The organism is Pseudomonas sp. NFPP07, assembly GCF_900115645.1.
Lineage (GTDB): Bacteria > Pseudomonadota > Gammaproteobacteria > Pseudomonadales > Pseudomonadaceae > Aquipseudomonas > Aquipseudomonas chlororaphis.
On the sequence record NZ_FOXG01000009.1, the window covers coordinates 220,693 to 239,186 of the forward strand.

Consider the following 18,494-nt stretch of genomic DNA (forward strand, 5'->3'; position numbering starts at 1 on the left):
TTATTGTGGTCTTACCGGTATGTCCAGTGCAGGCGCAGTCTATGCCCGAGTTTCCCGCGAATACAAGGGTAAATCCGAAAATTGGCATGACCGGTCTGACCAGTGGTGCTGGTTGTGTAGCCGCTGCCGAAGGCTGCGATAAGGCCGAAGGCCTTCCTGCGATCTTCAGAGTGTCAGGGCCGTGCCGGCCGATCGCAGCCTGCGGCAGCGGCTACAGGTCCCGGGCCAGGCAATTTGCGGACGAAAAAAAGCCCGGCGCGAAGGCCGGGCTTTTCAGGTAACGCTCTGCTAATTAAGCGCCGTATACCGGCAGCTTCTTGCAGATGGCTTTGACTTTCTCACGAACGGCGTCGATCACCGCTTCGTTGTTCAGGTCGGCCAGGATGTCGCAGATCCAGCCCGCCAGTTCCTTGCACTCGGCTTCCTTGAAGCCGCGAGTGGTCACGGCTGGAGTACCGAAGCGCAGGCCGGAGGTGACGAATGGGGAGCGTGGGTCGTTTGGCACGGAGTTCTTGTTCACGGTGATGAAAGCCTTGCCCAGAGCGGCGTCGGCGTCTTTACCGGAGATTTCCTGCTTGATCAGCGACAGCAGGAACAGGTGGTTCTGCGTACCGCCGGAAACCACGTCGAAACCGCGCTCGATGAACACGCCGGCCATGGCCTGGGCGTTCTTCACCACTTGTTGCTGGTAGGCCTTGAATTCAGGCTGCAGCGCTTCCTTGAAGCAGATCGCCTTGGCCGCGATCACGTGCTCCAGCGGGCCGCCCTGGGCACCCGGGAATACCGCGGAGTTCAGCTTCTTCTCGATGTCGGCGTTGGCGCGCGCCAGGATCAGGCCGCCACGTGGGCCGCGCAGGGTCTTGTGGGTGGTGGTGGTCACGACGTCGGCGAAAGGCACCGGGTTCGGGTAGACGCCAGCGGCGACCAGTCCCGCAACGTGAGCCATATCAACAAAGAGGTAGGCACCGACCTTGTCGGCGATTGCGCGGAAACGTGGGAAGTCCAGGATCTGCGAGTAGGCAGAGAAACCGGCCACGATCATTTTCGGCTTGTGCTCGACCGCCAGGCGCTCGACTTCGTCGTAGTCGATCAGGCCGTTGGCATCGATGCCGTACTGGATGGCGTTGTACAGCTTGCCGGAGGAGGAAACGCTGGCGCCGTGGGTCAGGTGACCGCCGTGGGCCAGGCTCATGCCCAGGATGGTATCGCCAGCCGACAGCAGCGCCAGGTAAACGGCGGCGTTGGCTTGCGAACCGGCGTGCGGCTGGACGTTGGCGTAGTCGGCGCCGAACAGCTCCTTGGCTCTGTCAATTGCAAGCTGCTCAACCACGTCGACGTATTCGCAGCCGCCGTAGTAACGCTTGCCTGGGTAACCTTCGGCGTATTTGTTGGTCAGCACCGAGCCTTGAGCTTCCATCACCGCAGGGCTGGTGTAGTTTTCCGAAGCGATCAGCTCAATGTGCTCTTCCTGGCGCTGAGCTTCTTGCTCCATGGCGGCAAAGAGATCGGCGTCGTACTTGGCAATAGTCAAATCACGGCTGAACATGGCGGTCCTCAAGGATCGGGGCAGAAAAGGGGGGCATTCTAACCCAACGGGTTTTAGATGGCATATGAAAGGACATCATGTCGCAGACAAGTGGTGTTCATGAGCTGCCCAGGCTGAGTCCTGTAGCCGCTGCCGCAGGCTGCGATCGACCACGCAGTGGTCGTGCTCTTGAGGCCACTGAAGGCCTTCGGCCTTATCGCAGCCTGCGGCAGCGGCTACAGGGAAGGCGAGGTTGATCAATCGAACATGAACAGCGCGTCGTTGCTGAACTGCCCTTCGAAGCTGTTGGCCGGCATCGGCCGGCCGAACAGGTAACCCTGGACTTCGTCGCAGCCGTGTTCGCGCAGGAAGTCCAGTTGCTCATGGGTTTCCACGCCCTCGGCGATCACCGCCAGGTTCAGGCTGTGGGCCATGGCGATGATGGCGCGGGCGATCTGCGCGTCCTGCTCGCCGGACGGCAGGCCGTCGACGAAGGTGCGGTCGATCTTCAAGACATCGATGGGGAACTGCTTGAGGTAGTTCAGCGATGAATAACCGGTGCCGAAGTCGTCGACTGCGATGCTCAGGCCGAGGTTCTTCAGGCCGTCGAGGATCTGCATCGCCTCGCTGACTTCGCGCATCAGGATACTTTCGGTCAGTTCCAGCTCCAGGCAGGCCGGCGGCAGGCCGGTGTCCTTGAGGATGGTGGCGATCCGCATGCCCAGCTGGCCATCGGAGAACTGGCGGGCCGAGATGTTCACCGAGACCTTCGGCACCCGGACCTTGGCCTGGTGCCATGCCTTGAGCTGGCGGCAGGCTTCGCTGATGACCCAGTCGCCGACATCCACCACCAGTCCCAGTTCTTCGAGCACCGGGATGAAGTCCCCCGGCGGTACCAGCCCGCGTCGCGGATGGCGCCAGCGCAGCAGGGCCTCGGCGCCGGTCAGGCGCTTGCCGTCGCCGCTGAACTGCGGCTGGTAGTAGAGGATGAATTCCTGCTGTTCCAGGGCGTGGCGCAGGTCGCTTTCCAGCTCCAGGCGTTCCAGGGCGCTGGCGTTCATGTCGGCCTGGTAGAACTGGAAGTTGTTCTTGCCGCGCTCCTTGGCGTGGTACATCGCGGTGTCGGCGTTTTTCATCAGCTGGCTCAGTTCGTTGCCATCCTGCGGGCTCAGGGCGATGCCGATACTGGCGGTGACGAAGAACTCACGGCCTTCGAGCACGAACGGCTTCACCAGGCTGGCGAGAATCTGTTCGGCGACGTGGATCGCCCGGTTCAGGGCGATCTCGCGGCTGGTCCGCGGTTGCAGGAGCAGGGTGAACTCATCGCCGCCCATGCGCGCCACGGTGTCGTCATCGTCGACGCAATCGAGCAGGCGGGTGGCCATTTCCTTGAGCATGCGGTCGCCCGCGGCGTGGCCCAGGGAGTCGTTGATCGGCTTGAAACGGTCCAGGTCGAGGAACATCAGCACCACCCAGGACTTCTGCCGCTCCGCCGATTGCAGGGCGGTATGCAGGCGGTCCTGGAACAGGGTGCGGTTGGGCAGGTGGGTCAGGGCGTCGTAGTAGGCCAGGCGGTGAATGCGCTGCTCGCTGGCCTTGCGTTCGCTGATGTCGGTGAAGAAACACACGTAGCTGGCCAGGTCGCCTTCGTCATCGAGCACCGCGGTGATGCCGACCCAGGCCGGATAGTGCTCGCCGTTGCGCCGCTTGAGCCAGACCTCGCCTTCCCAGGTGCTGTGCTGGTGCAGCTGCTTGAGCACATAGCGCAGGTGGGCTTCCTGCTGTTCGTCGACGGTGAGCATGTTCGGCAACTGGTCGAGCACCTGGGACACCGCGTAACCACTGACCCGGCTGAAGGCCTCGTTGGCCTGGACGATGTAGCCCGCGGGGTCGGTGATCAGGATCGCCGAGGTCGAGTGCTCGAATACCGTGGCCGCCATGCGCAGGTCTTTTTCCGCGCGACGCTGCTGGCTGATATCGCGGCCGACCCCGAGCACGCCTTCGAAAGCGCCGAGTTCGTCCCACACCAGCACCAGGCGCAACTCGATCGGAATCTTGCGCCCGTCGGCCCGCAGGCAGTCGAACAGGAACAACTGGGTCTGCACCTGGTTGCGCAATCGCGCCAGTTGCTCGGGTTTGTCCAGGGCCTTGCTGACCCGCTCCATCAGGGCATAGATGCCGGTCAGTTGTTGCGGGTTGGCGATGGTCGATTGCCAGCCGTTCTGGAAGATCCACTCCGCGTCATAACCCAGTACCGACTGCACCGAGGGGCTGACATAGTTGAGGGCCATCTTACTGTCGGTGGAGAAAATCACGTCGCTGATGCTTTCGGCGAGCATGCGATAGCGTCGTTCGCTGTCGCGCAGGGATTCGCTGGCCTCGATCTGGTCGGTGATGTCCTTGGCCACGCCGATGATGCGCGTGACCTGGTCGTACTTGTCCCGCGCCAGGGCCTGTTCGCGGATGTCGAAACAGCGCCATTGGCCGCTGCGGTGGCGAAAGCGCAAATGGCACTGCAGCAACTGCAGGTAGCCGGCATGCCGCTGTTCCTGGCGCAGGCGGTGATAGAGGTCGGCGTCTTCCGGGTGCAGGAGGATTTCCCAGAAATACTCGCCCATCTGGTGCAGTTCGGTCTTGTTGTAGCCCAGGGTCTGGCCCAGGTGATGGTTGCTGAAGATCATCCGCTGGCTGATGACGTCCTGCACATACAGGTGGTCCGGCACGGTGCGCACCACATCCGACCAGAAACCCTCGCGCTCCAGCAGCGACAGCTCGATAAGCTTGCGGCTGGTGATGTCGCTGATGCTGAGGATCACCGCGCGATAGTCGGAGGGGTCTTCCGGCAGGCGCAGGACCAGCCACAGATGCTGGTCGTGGCCCTGGGCGTCGCTGAGGCGGATTTCCAGTTCCAGCTGTTTGTGCTGGTTGATCACGGTCTCCAGCAGCTGATTGCCGATGGCGCTGCTGTGGAGCGGGCTGCCTTCGATCAGCAGTTTCCAGGCCTGCTCGCAGGAGTCGACGTTGAGCAGCCGCAGGGCCACCTGATTGACCTCGGTGACGCGCAGTTCTTCAAGCAGCAGCTGGCGCTGCTGTGGGTTGTGCTCCAGCCAGGCCTTGAGCTGTTCGCTGTCGTGCAGTTGCGCCTTGTCGAGAAATGCCGGCAGCCCGGAGATATCCAGGACACAGAGAGCGACCCCGGTGCCTTCGAAAATATCCTGATAGCGCCGACGCCCTTCGTGCAACTGACGCTGGCGGCGGCGCATGTTCAGCAACGCGATTACCGGCAACAGGGAAAACGCCAGCCCCAGCAGGCATTTGGCGATAAACGCCGGCAACAGTTGCTCGATCACCGCGCGCTCGTCGAACAGGCCGCGCAATTGCCAGTCGCTATTGCCCAGTGGCGCGACCAGCACGCTGTTGGCGATGTCGTCGGTGCTCACCGGGGTGCTGCTGCCGTCGTCGCGACTGAGGGTTTTCTGGTTCAGGCGGTTTTCAATGACCCAGGTCGGGTGAAAGCCCTGGTCGGGACTGGGCTCCAGGGACTGGACGAAAGACGGTGCCAGGCGCAGCACCCAGTAACTCTTGAGGGCGCCGCTGGGCTGGTGCAACAGCAGCTGTACCAGCGCGCCGTTGGTGGCGTTGCTGTAGTAATAGCGCTGGCCTCGGCTACGGCTGGTCAGCTCGGCGAGCCATGCGGCGTCCTGGCCATCGGCACCACTGTCGCTGATGAGCTGGCCCTTGGCATCCAGCAGCGCGATGCTTTGCAGGTCGGGCAGGGACAGCTGCAGCTTTTTCAGCAGCAGTTGTTGCTGTTCGGCATTCTGGGGCGGCTCGACGATCGGCAGCAGGTTGAGGGCGATCTGCGCATTGAGTGCCAGGTTGAGGCTGATGTGCTCGGCCAGGTCGGCGTTGTAGTCGATCGCATGTTGACGCTGGTCTTTGCGGGTCTGTTGCAGTTGGTCGAGCAGTTGCCAGAACAGCAGGGCGAGCAGCAGCAGGACCAGGGTCGCCAGCACGCCTTTCACGGTGCCGCGCAGGGGCGAGCCGGACGCAGGTGCAGGTGCGCGCAGGGAAAAGGGCGGAGTGGCATTGGACAAACTGTGATCCTGCGGTTTGGCTGGACTGGCGCGACGTGCACTATAAGCCGGACGCCCGAAGGGCGGCTAGCATGCCTTGAGTTGTGGCAAAGTGCCAGTCCGGGCTGGCTGGACCTTGCCCGGCCATTGAGGTAGCTTTGCCGGTTACGCGGGAGCGCTCCAGCTCCAGACAATCAGGCTTTTTCCGTACGCAGGCATTGATCGCGATCAAATGCCGGCGCCGCGCATGGCCTGGCCCGGGCTTCGCCCGCTCTCCATTCATCAGTCACTGACGCTAGGTTCATCATGGCTCAATACGTCTTCACCATGCATCGGCTGGGAAAAGTTGTTCCGCCGAAGCGGGAAATCCTGAAAAACATCTCTCTGTCGTTCTTCCCGGGCGCCAAGATCGGCGTGCTGGGCCTCAACGGTTCGGGTAAGTCCACCCTGCTGAAAATCATGGCCGGCGTCGACACCGAGTTCGAGGGCGAAGCCCGTCCGATGCCCGAGCTGAACATCGGCTACCTGCCCCAGGAGCCTCAGCTGGATCCGACCAAGACCGTGCGTGAAGTGGTCGAGGAAGCGGTCAGCGTGATCAAGGACGCCCAGGCGCGCCTGGACGAGGTCTACGCGGCCTACGCCGATCCGGATGCCGACTTCGACAAGCTGGCCGCCGAACAGGCCAAGCTCGAAGCGATCCTGCAGGCCAGCGATGGCCACAACCTGGAGCGCCAGCTGGAAGTCGCCGCCGATGCGCTGCGCCTGCCGGCCTGGGACGCCAAGGTCGAACACCTGTCCGGTGGTGAAAAACGTCGCGTGGCCCTGTGCCGCCTGCTGCTGTCCGCCCCGGACATGCTGCTGCTCGACGAACCGACCAACCACCTGGACGCCGATTCCGTGGCCTGGCTGGAGCACTTCCTCCACGACTTCCCGGGCACCGTGGTTGCGATCACGCACGACCGTTACTTCCTGGACAACGTCGCCGGCTGGATCCTCGAGCTCGACCGCGGCGCCGGTATTCCTTACGAGGGCAACTATTCGGGTTGGCTGGAAGCCAAGTCCGATCGTCTGGCCCAGGAATCCAAGCAGCAGTCGGCCCATGAAAAGGCCATGAAGGAAGAGCTGGAGTGGGTGCGCAAGGGCGCCAAGGCTCGCCAGTCGAAATCCAAGGCCCGTCTGGCCCGCTTCGAAGAAATGCAATCGCAGGAATTCCAGAAGCGCAGCGAGACCAACGAGATCTACATCCCGGCCGGTCCGCGCCTGGGCGACAAGGTCATCGAGTTCAAGAACGTCACCAAGGGCTACGGCGATCGCGTGCTGATCGACAACCTGTCGTTCTCCATGCCAAAAGGCGCCATCGTCGGCGTGATCGGCGGTAACGGTGCCGGTAAGTCCACCCTGTTCCGCATGCTGATGGGCAAGGAAACGCCGGACTCGGGCAGCATCGAAGTCGGCGAAACCGTGCAGCTGGCTTGCGTGGATCAAAGCCGCGAAGACCTGGACGGCAGCAAGACTGTGTTCCAGCAGATCTCCGACGGTTCCGACCAGATCCGCATCGGCAACTACGAGATTCCGTCGCGTACCTACGTCGGCCGTTTCAACTTCAAGGGCGGTGACCAGCAGAAGTTCGTCAAGGACCTGTCCGGTGGTGAGCGTGGCCGCCTGCACCTGGCCCTGACCCTGAAAGAGGGCGGCAACGTCCTGCTGCTCGACGAACCGTCCAACGACCTCGACGTCGAAACCCTGCGTTCCCTGGAAGAAGCCCTGCTGGACTTCCCGGGCGCCGCCATTGTGATCTCCCACGACCGGTGGTTCCTTGACCGTGTCGCGACCCACATCCTGGCGTACGAAGACGACTCGCAAGCGGTGTTCTTCGAAGGCAACTACACCGAGTACGAAGCCGATCGCAAGAAGCGCCTCGGCGACGCGGCAGCCCAACCGCACCGCGTGCGTTACAAGAAACTGGCCTGATCCGGGCAAGTTGCTTGAAAGAAACGGAGCCTTCGGGCTCCGTTTTTTTTGCGCGTGTTTCCAGGTGGAGCCTGTGGCTCTTATCTCGAGCAAGCTCGCTCCTACAGGGGCTGTGTCGTTCTTGTAGGAGCGAGCTTGCTCGCGATGCGCCCTGACTGGCATCGCCGATTTTTAGGTTGCCCAACATGGGGCGAGACCTGCGGTTTTAATCCCTTGAATGGTGCGTAAAAGGCCGAAAACAGCCGAATATTTATATCTATTGCACCATTTAAATTCATAACTGCGACATTTTGCGCTGTCATGGTGCTGTTCGAGTTGCTAAAGTCCCGGACAAATCTGCGTTAACGACAATAAATTTGCCGAGACTTTCCCATGATCGAATCCGTCGAAGACTTCCTCGCCCGCCTGAAAAAGCGCGACCCGGACCAGCCTGAATTCCACCAGGCGGTGGAAGAGGTGCTGCGCAGCCTGTGGCCGTTCCTGGAGGCCAACCCGCATTACCTGACCTCGGGCATTCTCGAGCGCATCTGTGAGCCGGAGCGGGCGGTGGTGTTTCGTGTGTCGTGGGTCGACGATCAGGGCAAGGTCCAGGTCAATCGCGGGTTCCGCATCCAGATGAACAGCGCTATCGGCCCGTACAAGGGCGGTTTGCGCTTCCACCCTTCGGTCAATCTGGGGGTGCTGAAATTCCTCGCCTTCGAGCAGACCTTCAAGAACTCCCTGACTTCGCTGCCCATGGGCGGCGGCAAAGGCGGCTCGGACTTCGATCCGAAGGGCAAGAGCGACGCCGAGGTGATGCGCTTCTGCCAGGCCTTCATGAGCGAGTTGTATCGCCATATCGGTTCGGACGTGGACGTGCCGGCGGGGGATATCGGCGTGGGCGCCCGGGAAATCGGCTTCCTGTTCGGCCAGTACAAGCGCCTGAGCAATCAGTTCACTTCGGTGCTGACCGGCAAGGGCATGAGTTACGGCGGCAGCCTGATCCGCCCGGAGGCCACCGGCTTTGGCTGCGTGTACTTCGCCGAAGAAATGCTCAAGCGCCGTGACGAGCGGGTGGAGGGCAAGCGCGTGGCGATTTCCGGCTCCGGCAACGTGGCGCAATACGCCGCGCGCAAGGTCATGGACCTGGGCGGCAAGGTGATCTCCCTGTCGGACTCCGAAGGCACGCTGTACTGCGAGGCCGGGCTGACCGAGGAGCAATGGCAGGCGGCGCTGGAACTGAAGAACGTCAAGCGTGGGCGCATCAGCGAGCTGGCGACGCGGTTCAACCTCGAGTTCCTTGCCGGACAGCACCCCTGGGCGCTGCCGTGCGACATCGCGCTGCCGTGCGCCACCCAGAACGAATTGGACGCCGAGTCGGCACGCACACTGCTGCGCAATGGCTGCATGTGCGTGGCTGAAGGGGCGAACATGCCGACCACCCTGGAGGCTGTGGATATCTTTATCGAGGCCGGCATCCTGTTCGCCCCGGGCAAGGCGTCCAACGCCGGGGGTGTGGCGGTCAGCGGGCTGGAGATGTCGCAGAACGCCATGCGCCTGCTGTGGAGCGCCGGCGAGGTGGACAGCAAGCTGCACGGCATCATGCAGTCGATCCACCACGCCTGCGTGCATTACGGCGAAGAAAACGGCCGGATCAACTACGTCAAAGGGGCGAACATCGCCGGCTTCGTCAAGGTCGCCGATGCCATGCTGGCCCAGGGCGTGGTTTAAGCCGGGTCGATGCGGATCACCTCGATCAGTTGATCGCCCGCCGGCCGCTGCCACAGCACTTCATCGCCAAGCTGGGTGCCCAGCAGCGCCCGGCCCAGCGGCGAGTCCCAATTGATCAGGCCCTTGGCGACATCGGCCTGATCCTCTCCCACCAGTTGCACACACTGCTCGGTGCCGTGCTCGTCGGCGAAGACGATCCGGCTGCCGATCTGCACTTTCGACCGCGATGTTGCCTGGGGAACCACCTGGGCGCTTTGCAGGCGCTGGTTGAAGTAGCGCAGATCGCGCTCGATATCGGCCAGCTGCTGTGGGTCCGCCTGGTCGCCCAGCGCCGATTGTTCGTTGTGCCGGGTTTGCAGGAGCGCGACCTTGGCTTGCAGTTCGCTCAGGCCCTGCGGGGTGACGTAGTTGGGCTGCGTGCTGATCTGCCGTTCCACTGGTTGGTCGGCCTGGGCGGCAGTCAGTTCCTCATTGACGAAGGCTCGGCTCATGGGCGTTTTCCCGTAATGGAGGTTTGGGCCATGGTCGCAGCCTTTTGGTTTCGGGCCATGCCTGAAAGCGACTTACTGTGAGCGATAGGCTCGCGCGGCGTCGCGGTCTTTTTCTTCTTGCCAGGCGCGTTCGCGTTCGTCCCAGTGACGTTCCCGATAATCGTTGCGGTCCTGGTTTTCCAGCATGGCCTGGCACTGGCGAAAACCGTCGCTCCAGCCCTCGGCGTATTGCGGGTCCTTGAGGTAGCGCGGCACGTTCTTGCGAAATTCGCCGTTGATCGCCCCGGCGGCCTGGCGACCGCTGGCGCAGCCATCATCGAAGCCGTCGGCGAAGGCCGGTGGATAACCTTGCTTGAGCAACTGTTCGTGGGTCGTCTCACAACCGGTCATCAACGCCAGCAACGCTGCCACTACCGCATACCGCCACATCTCTGACTCCCACGCCGCTGAACGGCTGATAGAGAAAGTCTAGAAGGGGATTCGTCAGTGGTCTGTGAAAGCGCGGTAAGAATGCTACCGGGCGTCAGTAGTGGTACCACTTCAGTTCCAGCATCACCTCGTTTTCCGCCGTGGCCAGGTGGCTGAACTCGCGCTGGGCGCTCAGGCGCAGGCCCAGGTTGCGCGACAGCTCCCATTGCTGGTTGAGGCTCAGGCTGCGGCGCACCTCGCCATTGATGAAGTAATCGCCCTTGGCTTCGACGCTGAAGTTGCCCAACGGGTTTTTCCACAGCAGGCCGGTGTTGAAGCCGGCCGCCGGGGTGATGAAGCCGGCGAAATCGGCGTTGTGCTCGACGCGCACGGTGCCCAGGGCGAAGCCGAGCATGTTCTCGCTGAGCTGCCAGGTGCCGCCACCGCCACCGTTGACATGGCTGACCAGGGTTTCATCGTCGTGTTTGCCCGGCACCCGCTCCAGGCCGCCGGTGACCTGCCAGGACCAGGGTTGCAGCAGTTCGTTACGCGGCGTCAGCGAACGAATGGTCGCCAGGTCCAGTTGCTGCAGCTGCCAGTGGTTGCCTTCGTACTGGCGCAGTTTCATTTGCAGGATTTCGATCTGTGCGCCCAAGGGGAAACCTTCGGCGTTGTCATTGAGGTCGTGATAGGCCATGCGCAGCCCGTATTCGCCAAAGGCCTGGTCGCCGCGGGTGCCCACGCCGACCTGCCAGGTGCGCGATTCATGGCCGTCTTCCGGCAGGCCAGGGCGCTCGATGGACAGTTCGGGCGGCGGGTTGCGGTTGATCGCCCGCAACAGCTCGAAACTGCGCTGCGCCCGTTGCGGATTACGCTCCTGGCCGTTGGCCCGGTAGCGCTCAAGGCGATAGGCCGCATCGATGATCAACGCCTGGCGGTCCCGTGGCAGGGCCTTGAAGGCGGGCTCCTGCAACTGTTGCTGGTCGGCGCTGACCTTCAGCACCCATTGCTGTTCGTCGCTGCTCAGCGGCTTGGCGCGCTCGAGCAGCTCACGTTCGCGGGACGGGCGGTACTCGATCTTCTCCACCAGGCCGGCTTCCTTCACCGCCTTGACGGTGTCGGTAGGAATCGCCGTCAACGGGAATTGCCCGGTCAGGCGCAGGCTCGGACGGGCTACTTGCAGCAGCTCGAGCAAGCGGTAGGAGCAGTTCTCGTCGAAGAAGAAGTAGTCGAACTTGATCTGCTTCAGTTCCCAGACGTGCTCGACCATGCGTTCGGTTTCGGCCTGGGTCAGGTTCAGCCGGTATTCCCACAGGTCGCGGTTTTCCAGGCTGCGGTATTCCGAGAGCTTTTCCTGGTAGGGCACCAGGGCGAACAGGCCGGGATAGCCGCCCATCAGGCCTTTCCAGGCATAGAGAATGCTGTTGTCCGAGCCTTCGATATAGGCGCCGAAGTTGATCGCGTAGCTGAGCAGGGCGGTGTGGTTGCTTTGTACGTCGGCCTGGTCGATGCGCAGCAGGGTATGGCCGAACATCGACGACGGGCTGTTCAGGTAAGCCGCCGGGAAAATCATCACCGTGCTGTGGGGCGAGACGTCCTTGAACCACTGGTTGAACTCATTGCAGTCCACCGCCGGCAGATCGTTCAGGCTCAACTGGGCCTTGAGCCAGCGGGTGCGGGCGGGGTACACGCATTGAGCATGCTGGTTGCCGCTGCCGGCGGGGGCGTAGAGCGCGTCAAGGGTGGCCTTGAGTTCGGCGTCGGGGTGTTCGGCGCCGTCTTTGGCGAGGAAAAATTTCGGGTCGCTGACATAACTGCGCCAGCCACCGAGCTTGGCGGTTTCGTAGTGGCCAAGGGAAATCCAGAACGGATCGCTGGCCAGTTGCTGCAAACGTGAGTGGTCGATTTGTGGCGCGGCGGACAGCGGGGCGCAGACACAGAGCGCCAGGGAGGCAAGGCGTTTGAGCATGGTGGGCAACTTGAGTCGGAAAAAACAAAGACCCGGGAGGGGTCATGTCCGAAAAACAAAAGCCCGCTCCTCGAAAAGAGCGGGCGGGTCGAGATTAAGCCGGGGTGGCGTACTTGGCCAGGCGTGCATCGCTTTTCAGCACGGCCAGGGTGTTGGTGTGCACATCTTCCGCGGTCACGTCGGCTTTGCTGAAGATCTGCTGGAAGTGCTCGTGGGTGACGGCGGCGAAATGCGCGCGGTCTTCAGGAGCGACGCCCAGGACCACGGCGTAGGTGGTCAGCGCTTCGCCTTCACCTTTGGCCATGTCTTCGGAGAGCTCGTTCATCATGCCATTCATGGCAAACCAGGATTTGCCGCCGTAAGTCAGCGCACTGTTGGTCGAGCAGCCGTTGGTGCCGGAAGTCATACCGAAGGTCGCGTTACCGGAGGTGCCGTTGGTGGTGGAGGCCAGGAAGTGAGCCGGAGTGCCGCGCTGTCCTTCGAACAGCAGGTTGCCCCACCCACAATCCGGACCGCCTGGCGCTTGGGCCATTGCATTGATGGAAACAGCGGTGAAGAGAGTACCGAGAAGAATCCGTTTCATAGCTTTGTTCTCTTTGTGTGCAAACCAATGGACAAGGGTTCTGGCCCATGTCGGCGCCAGTGGGCCGGTTATTAGTCCAGCCGCGCAGCTTGGAGTTTAGGCAGATTCCAAGGGTTCCGTGTTTTTTTGCATGACATTCCTTGAAATAGACGGTTTTTATGCTGTCTGCGTGGGACCAGGGATCTGTCCGCGCTTTCGCTGCGTCGCGCCTTGCCAGCCGCTGTACCCGGCGCCAGAATGCCCCATCTGCCCCGCCTGATGTAAGGAAGCCCGATGCCTGATCCTGTTGCTGCCAGCTTGCGTCTAGCGCCCGAAGCGCTGACCCGTCCGTTTTCCGCTGAACAGTTCAGCTTCTCGACCACCAATGATTTGGAGCCCTTTCGCGGTGTGCTTGGCCAGGAACGTGCGGTCGAAGCCTTGCAGTTCGGTGTGGCCATGCCACGCCCCGGTTACAACGTCTTTGTCATGGGCGAGCCCGGCACTGGCCGCTTCTCTTTCGTCAAACGCTACCTGAAGGCTGAAGGCAAACGTCTGCAGACCCCGTCCGACTGGGTCTACGTCAACAATTTCGATGAGCCGCGCGAGCCTCGCGCGCTGGAGCTGCCTTCGGGGGCCGCGGGTGCGTTCATCAGTGACATCAACGGCCTGATCGACAATCTGCTGGCGACCTTTCCGGCGGTCTTCGAGCATCCGTCCTATCAACAGAAGAAAAGCGCCATCGACCGCGCGTTCAACCAGCGTTACGACCGTGCCCTCGACGTTATCGAGCGTCTGGCGCTGGAGAAGGACGTCGCGCTGTACCGCGACAGCAGCAATATCGCCTTCACCCCGATGCTCGACGGCAAGGCGCTGGACGAGGCCGAGTTCGCGCAATTGCCCGAAGCCGATCGCGAGCGTTTCCATGAGGACATTTCCGCCCTGGAAGAGCGCCTCAACGAAGAACTGGCGAGCCTGCCGCAGTGGAAGCGCGAGTCGAGCAACCAACTGCGTCACCTCAACGAAGAAACCATCACCCTGGCCTTGCAGCCGCTGCTGGCGCCGCTGTCCGAGAAGTACGCGGAAAACGCCGGTGTATGCGGCTACCTGCAAGCCATGCAGGTGTACCTGCTCAAGACCGTGGTCGAGCAACTGGTGGACGACAGCAAGACCGACGCCGTGGCCCGCAAGCTGCTGGAAGAACAGTACGGCCCGAGCCTGGTGGTCGGCCACCCGGCCAGTGGCGGCGCGCCGGTGGTGTTCGAGCCGCACCCGACCTACGACAACCTGTTTGGCCGCATCGAATACAGCACCGACCAGGGCGCGCTCTACACCACTTACCGGCAGTTGCGTCCGGGTGCCCTGCATCGGGCCAATGGCGGTTTCCTGATTCTCGAAGCCGAGAAGATGCTCAGTGAACCCTTTGTCTGGGATGCCCTCAAGCGGGCCCTGCAATCGCGCAAGCTGAAGATGGAGTCGCCGCTGGGCGAACTGGGGCGCCTGGCCACCGTGACCCTGACCCCGCAACACATCCCGTTGCAGGTCAAGGTCGTGATCATCGGTGCCCGCCAGCTGTACTACACGCTGCAGGACCTGGATCCGGACTTCCAGGAAATGTTCCGCGTACTGGTGGACTTCGACGAAGACATCCCGATGGTGGACGAGAGCCTCGAACAGTTCGCCCAACTGCTGAAGACCCGCACCTCCGAAGAAGGCATGGCGCCGTTGACCGCGGATGCGGTGGCGCGCCTGGCAACCTACAGCGCCCGGCTGGCGGAGCACCAGGGGCGCTTGTCGGCGCGTATTGGCGATCTGTTCCAGCTGGTCAGCGAGGCAGACTTCATCCGTCACCTGGCCTCGGACGAGATGACCGATGCCGGGCACATCGAACGGGCACTCAAAGCCAAGGCCACACGCACCGGGCGGGTCTCGGCGCGGATTCTCGACGACATGCTGGCGGGGATCATCCTGATCGACACCGATGGCGCTGCGGTAGGCAAGTGCAACGGGCTGACGGTGCTGGAAGTAGGCGACTCGGCCTTTGGCGTGCCGGCGCGGATTTCCGCCACGGTCTATCCGGGAGGCAGCGGTATCGTCGACATCGAGCGCGAGGTCAATCTCGGCCAGCCGATTCACTCCAAGGGCGTGATGATTCTCACCGGCTACCTGGGCAGTCGTTACGCCCAGGAATTCCCCCTGGCGATCTCGGCGAGCATCGCGCTGGAGCAATCCTACGGTTATGTCGATGGCGACAGTGCGTCGCTGGGCGAGGCGTGCACGCTGATCTCGGCCTTGTCGAAAACCCCGCTCAAGCAATGCTTTGCCATTACCGGATCGATCAACCAGTTCGGCGAAGTGCAGGCGGTTGGCGGGGTCAACGAGAAGATCGAAGGCTTCTTCCGCCTCTGCGAAGCTCGGGGCCTGACGGGCGAGCAAGGTGCGATCATTCCTCACGCCAACGTCGCCACCCTGATGCTCGATGAGAAGGTGCTGGCGGCGGTCCGCGCCGGGCAATTCCACGTGTATGCCGTGCGCCAGGCTGACGAGGCCCTGAGCCTGCTGGTCGGCGAGCCCGCGGGCGAGCCGGATGCGGATGGCCAGTTCCCGGAAGGCAGCGTCAACGCGCGGGTGGTGGAGCGCCTGCGGGTCATCGCTGAAATGGTCAGCGAGGAGGACCTCAAGGAAGCGGAAAAAGAGCAGGCGCAAGAAGCATTGGCGCAAACCAAGCCGGCATGAGCCTTGCCGCGACGAGGGCTCGGCCTTCGTCGCGGCGCCGGTCCGCTGGCGTCAACTTTCGCGAATAGACCATTCGGCGCCTGTTCAGCCGGTCAACTTTGCTTCTCAGGCTTTTCTTCCTATTCTCAGGCAAGGAGAACGACAGTCGTCACTGGATCGAAACAGTCTTCACATGAGGGCTGAATACAGGATCTACCGAGGGTCGCCGCCATGTCGCGCAACCTCTGCCTTACCCGCCAGTGTCTTGGCCTGGTCACCCGTATCGAATGCAGTATCCGCCCGCTGGCGGGAGATAACGGAATGTGGACCCTACTGTTCGCGGCCGGAATGGCCGGCGAGCAACCTTCGGCCATCAAGGCCCAGGGACCTTTCTGCGGTCCCAGCGTGGCCGAATCCATCCTTGATTCCATCGTCGAAAGCCTGACCACCCATGGTTATGAGCTGGCCGACGATCCGCAGATCTGGTGCCTGCACCTTCAGGCGCAACTACGGCAGATCAATGGCGAACGCTGCCGCCATTGACACAATCTCCCGTTAATCCCTACCGCTGAGTCCTACTCGGCGGGTGGTGGGTTCTCCAGCTTGTCGAGCTTGACCTCAAAGCCATATTCGACGGTGTTGAGTTCGCTGCGCTGGTAGGTTTCCAGCTCGGTGGGCTGTCCATAGAAGTAATGCACGTCGAACAAGGCCGGGCCGTTTGCCGGCGCCTCATGGCTGACTGCAAGAATCTCCTTCAGGTACTGGCCGCTGGCGTCCTTGGCATAGAAACGCCAGGCCTCGGACGGGAACAGGCGCTGGTCGACGATCAGCGCATTGCCCCGCAGCTCCAGGCCTTTGGGCAGCTGGCTGACGGGCAGGGCTTTCTTCTCGATGCTGGCCAGGAACAGCGGGATCGAACCGACGGCGTAAGCCGGGGTTTCCGGGAACAGAGTCAGGTCGTAAGTGATCGAGCTGCGCATCGGATCGACCTCGACTGCCTCCGATGGCAGTTCGATGGGCTCACCGCGTTTGCCGTTTTCGTTCTGGGTGAAGAAGGTCACGGGGCTGTCGCCGGTGGAGAAGGACGTGCCCAGCAACTCGTCATTGAAGGTTCTCGGGTGGTCGAACTCGATCCGCGCCGCGCTGGCGTCCTCGGTGGATTGATGAACGACCACGCTTTTCTTCAAGGTTTCTTGGTCGAGGTTGGCGCCCTTGAGGTAGTTCGGAGCCTGATCGTCATACACCACTACCGGCATGGGCAGGGGCTGGATCTTGCTGTCGGTGGTCAGAGGGTCGAAGCGCCGCACCGGCAGATTGAGGTCTTTGCGGGTGATGGTGGCTCCAGAGAAATCCAGCACATTGACTTCGAGCTTGTCGATCAGGCCGTTGAAATACACCTTGGTGTAATGGCTGTGCTGTTCGCGCTCGAAGGCTTTGCGCTCATTTTCAAGCTGCTGCTCGAACGCTTGGCTCCAGGCCTTCTGCTTCTGCATTTCGCTGAGCTGTTTGGTGTAGAAGGCGATCTGTTGGCTGTTTTCGTTGATCGACCCGGAGCGCGAAAGGATCTGCCCGGTAGTGTCCCGTGCCTGCACCAGCAATGGGTTGAGCGGCGTCTCGCTGAGTTCGGGCGACAGTGGGGCGCTGTTGGTCAACTCGATTTCGGCGCTGTTCTTGTCCAGGGACAACAGTTTCACGCTGACATTCTTGTCGCTGCGTTGCTTGCCGATATCGGCCTTGCCCAGTTCGAAGGTGAGGACCTGGTGTGGCGCGATCACTTCGGCCTTGCCTTGCAGCGTCACGGGTTGGGGCTGGTTCTTGTTTTCGACTTCCAGGCCTTCGATGAACGGGTAGGTCACCGTCAGGTCATCCGGGTTGGTCAGGTTGGAACTGGACGGGCTCAACTGGATGCCGGGATCGGTTTCCGACCATTCGGGCTGGAAGGCGATGACCTTGCCGTTGCTCAGGGTCACGGACTGCCATTCCAGGCCGTGGGGGAAGGGGAATTGCGCCGGCATGTTGAAGTTGAAGGGAAACACCGGCTGCAGGTCGGTCAGGTAGTCGGAGTTGGAGCTCTTGCGCAGTACGAACAGGCCGTTGAGGTAGGTGTCGACCAGTGCCTGCGGGCTGGGGTAGTGCTTGAGCAGGGCCAGGGCGTCATCGCCGTATTCGGTCTCGATGGGCTTGTTCTGGAGCCGCAGTTGCGCGCGTTCGAGCAGTAACAGCGAACCGCCCAGGTCAGCGATGGCGTCCTTGAGCTTGGGGTCCTGGATAGCATCCAGGGATTGTTCGAACTGTGCGGTTTTCTGTTCCAGGCTGACTTGCTGCTTCTCGTCGCTGGGCGAGCAGCCGCTGCTGAGCAGTACCGCGATACACAGGCCGGTACCCGCCAAAGGCAATCGCAAATCCATTCTCCAGGCTTCCTGTCCGATGTCATTGAGCTGTTCACGTGCTTGCGACACTAGCAGAAAACGCTTTGACAGAGGCGCAGGTAATGGATTTCGTTGCGGTTTATGGGCTTTTGGGCGGCTGATATACTCGCCGCCGTTTTCAGACCTGTGTGAGATTCAATGGAACGTTTTATCGAGAATGCAATGTACGCCTCGCGCTGGCTGCTGGCGCCGATCTACTTTGGTCTGTCGTTGGGGCTGCTGGCCCTGGCCCTGAAGTTCTTCCAGGAAGTCTTCCACGTCATTCCCAACGTGTTCAGCATGGCCGAGTCCGATCTGATCCTGGTGCTGCTGTCGTTGATCGACATGGCGCTGGTGGGTGGCCTGTTGGTGATGGTGATGATCTCCGGCTACGAGAACTTCGTGTCCCAGCTGGACATCGACGAGGACAAGGAAAAGCTCAACTGGCTGGGCAAGATGGACTCCTCGTCGCTGAAGATGAAGGTGGCCGCGTCCATCGTGGCGATCTCCTCGATCCATCTGCTGCGGGTATTCATGGATGCGAAGAACATCGAGCCGCAGTACCTGATGTGGTACGTGATCATCCACATGACCTTCGTGATTTCGGCCTTCGCCATGGGCTACCTGGACAAGCTGACCAAGCACTGATCGGCTGATCACCG

At 61.8% G+C, this 18,494-nt stretch carries 12 protein-coding genes; 5 read left to right on the top strand and 7 right to left on the bottom strand.

The features are described 5' to 3' along the window. Positions 1–292 precede the first annotated feature (292 nt). Positions 293–1,546, bottom strand: coding sequence for a serine hydroxymethyltransferase (glyA, locus tag BM019_RS23720; RefSeq protein ID WP_009045723.1), 1,254 nt, complete (start codon positions 1,544–1,546; stop codon positions 293–295). 236 nt (positions 1,547–1,782) lie between these two features. After that, the gene (locus BM019_RS23725) at positions 1,783–5,622 is read right to left on the bottom strand and encodes a sensor domain-containing protein (RefSeq protein WP_092420738.1); all 3,840 of its coding nucleotides are present in this window, start codon (positions 5,620–5,622) and stop codon (positions 1,783–1,785) included. Between the two features lie 285 nt (positions 5,623–5,907). On the opposite strand from BM019_RS23725, the gene ettA reads away from it, so the two are divergent. Both ettA and gdhA read left to right on the top strand, forming a co-directional pair. Beyond that, a complete protein-coding gene (gene ettA / locus BM019_RS23730; protein WP_009045721.1) occupies positions 5,908–7,572 on the top strand; it encodes an energy-dependent translational throttle protein EttA in 1,665 nt (554 codons plus the stop codon). A 372-nt stretch (positions 7,573–7,944) separates the two neighbouring features. Continuing rightward, positions 7,945–9,282: an NADP-specific glutamate dehydrogenase gene (gdhA, locus tag BM019_RS23735; protein ID WP_009045720.1), complete on the top strand. Its 1,338-nt coding sequence runs from the start codon at positions 7,945–7,947 to the stop codon at positions 9,280–9,282. Here gdhA and BM019_RS23740 read toward each other — a convergent pair. From BM019_RS23740 to BM019_RS23755, 4 genes are all read right to left on the bottom strand, one after another. Continuing rightward, the gene (locus BM019_RS23740) at positions 9,279–9,773 is read right to left on the bottom strand and encodes a GreA/GreB family elongation factor (protein WP_092420741.1); all 495 of its coding nucleotides are present in this window, start codon (positions 9,771–9,773) and stop codon (positions 9,279–9,281) included. The genes gdhA and BM019_RS23740 overlap by 4 nt on opposite strands. Before the next feature lie 72 nt (positions 9,774–9,845). Then, complete coding sequence (locus BM019_RS23745) at positions 9,846–10,202, bottom strand: hypothetical protein (RefSeq protein WP_009045718.1); 357 nt, start codon at positions 10,200–10,202, stop codon at positions 9,846–9,848. A 94-nt stretch (positions 10,203–10,296) separates the two neighbouring features. Further along, positions 10,297–12,150 carry a DUF7840 domain-containing protein gene (locus BM019_RS23750; RefSeq protein ID WP_092420744.1) on the bottom strand — a complete coding sequence of 618 codons (1,854 nt, stop codon included), beginning with the start codon at positions 12,148–12,150 and terminating at the stop codon, positions 10,297–10,299. 94 nt (positions 12,151–12,244) lie between these two features. Further along, entirely contained in the window at positions 12,245–12,733 is a 489-nt protein-coding gene (locus tag BM019_RS23755) for a DUF3015 domain-containing protein (RefSeq protein WP_007924760.1), read from the bottom strand. Positions 12,734–13,006: 273 nt separating this feature from the next. Here BM019_RS23755 and BM019_RS23760 point away from each other — a divergent pair, with 273 nt between their 5' ends. Next, positions 13,007–15,445, top strand: a complete 2,439-nt coding sequence (locus tag BM019_RS23760) for a Lon protease family protein (protein ID WP_007924759.1) — start codon at positions 13,007–13,009, stop codon at positions 15,443–15,445. A 210-nt stretch (positions 15,446–15,655) separates the two neighbouring features. After that, entirely contained in the window at positions 15,656–15,967 is a 312-nt protein-coding gene (locus tag BM019_RS23765) for a PA4575 family protein (protein WP_007924756.1), read from the top strand. 32 nt (positions 15,968–15,999) lie between these two features. Here the strand turns inward: BM019_RS23765 and BM019_RS23770 are convergent, their stop codons facing one another. Continuing rightward, on the bottom strand, positions 16,000–17,832 hold the full coding sequence (locus BM019_RS23770; RefSeq protein ID WP_092420747.1) for a hypothetical protein: 1,833 nt from the start codon (positions 17,830–17,832) through the stop codon (positions 16,000–16,002). A gap of 159 nt (positions 17,833–17,991) precedes the next feature. Here BM019_RS23770 and BM019_RS23775 point away from each other — a divergent pair, with 159 nt between their 5' ends. Beyond that, positions 17,992–18,480 carry a TIGR00645 family protein gene (locus BM019_RS23775; RefSeq protein WP_007924753.1) on the top strand — a complete coding sequence of 163 codons (489 nt, stop codon included), beginning with the start codon at positions 17,992–17,994 and terminating at the stop codon, positions 18,478–18,480. Positions 18,481–18,494 lie beyond the last annotated feature (14 nt).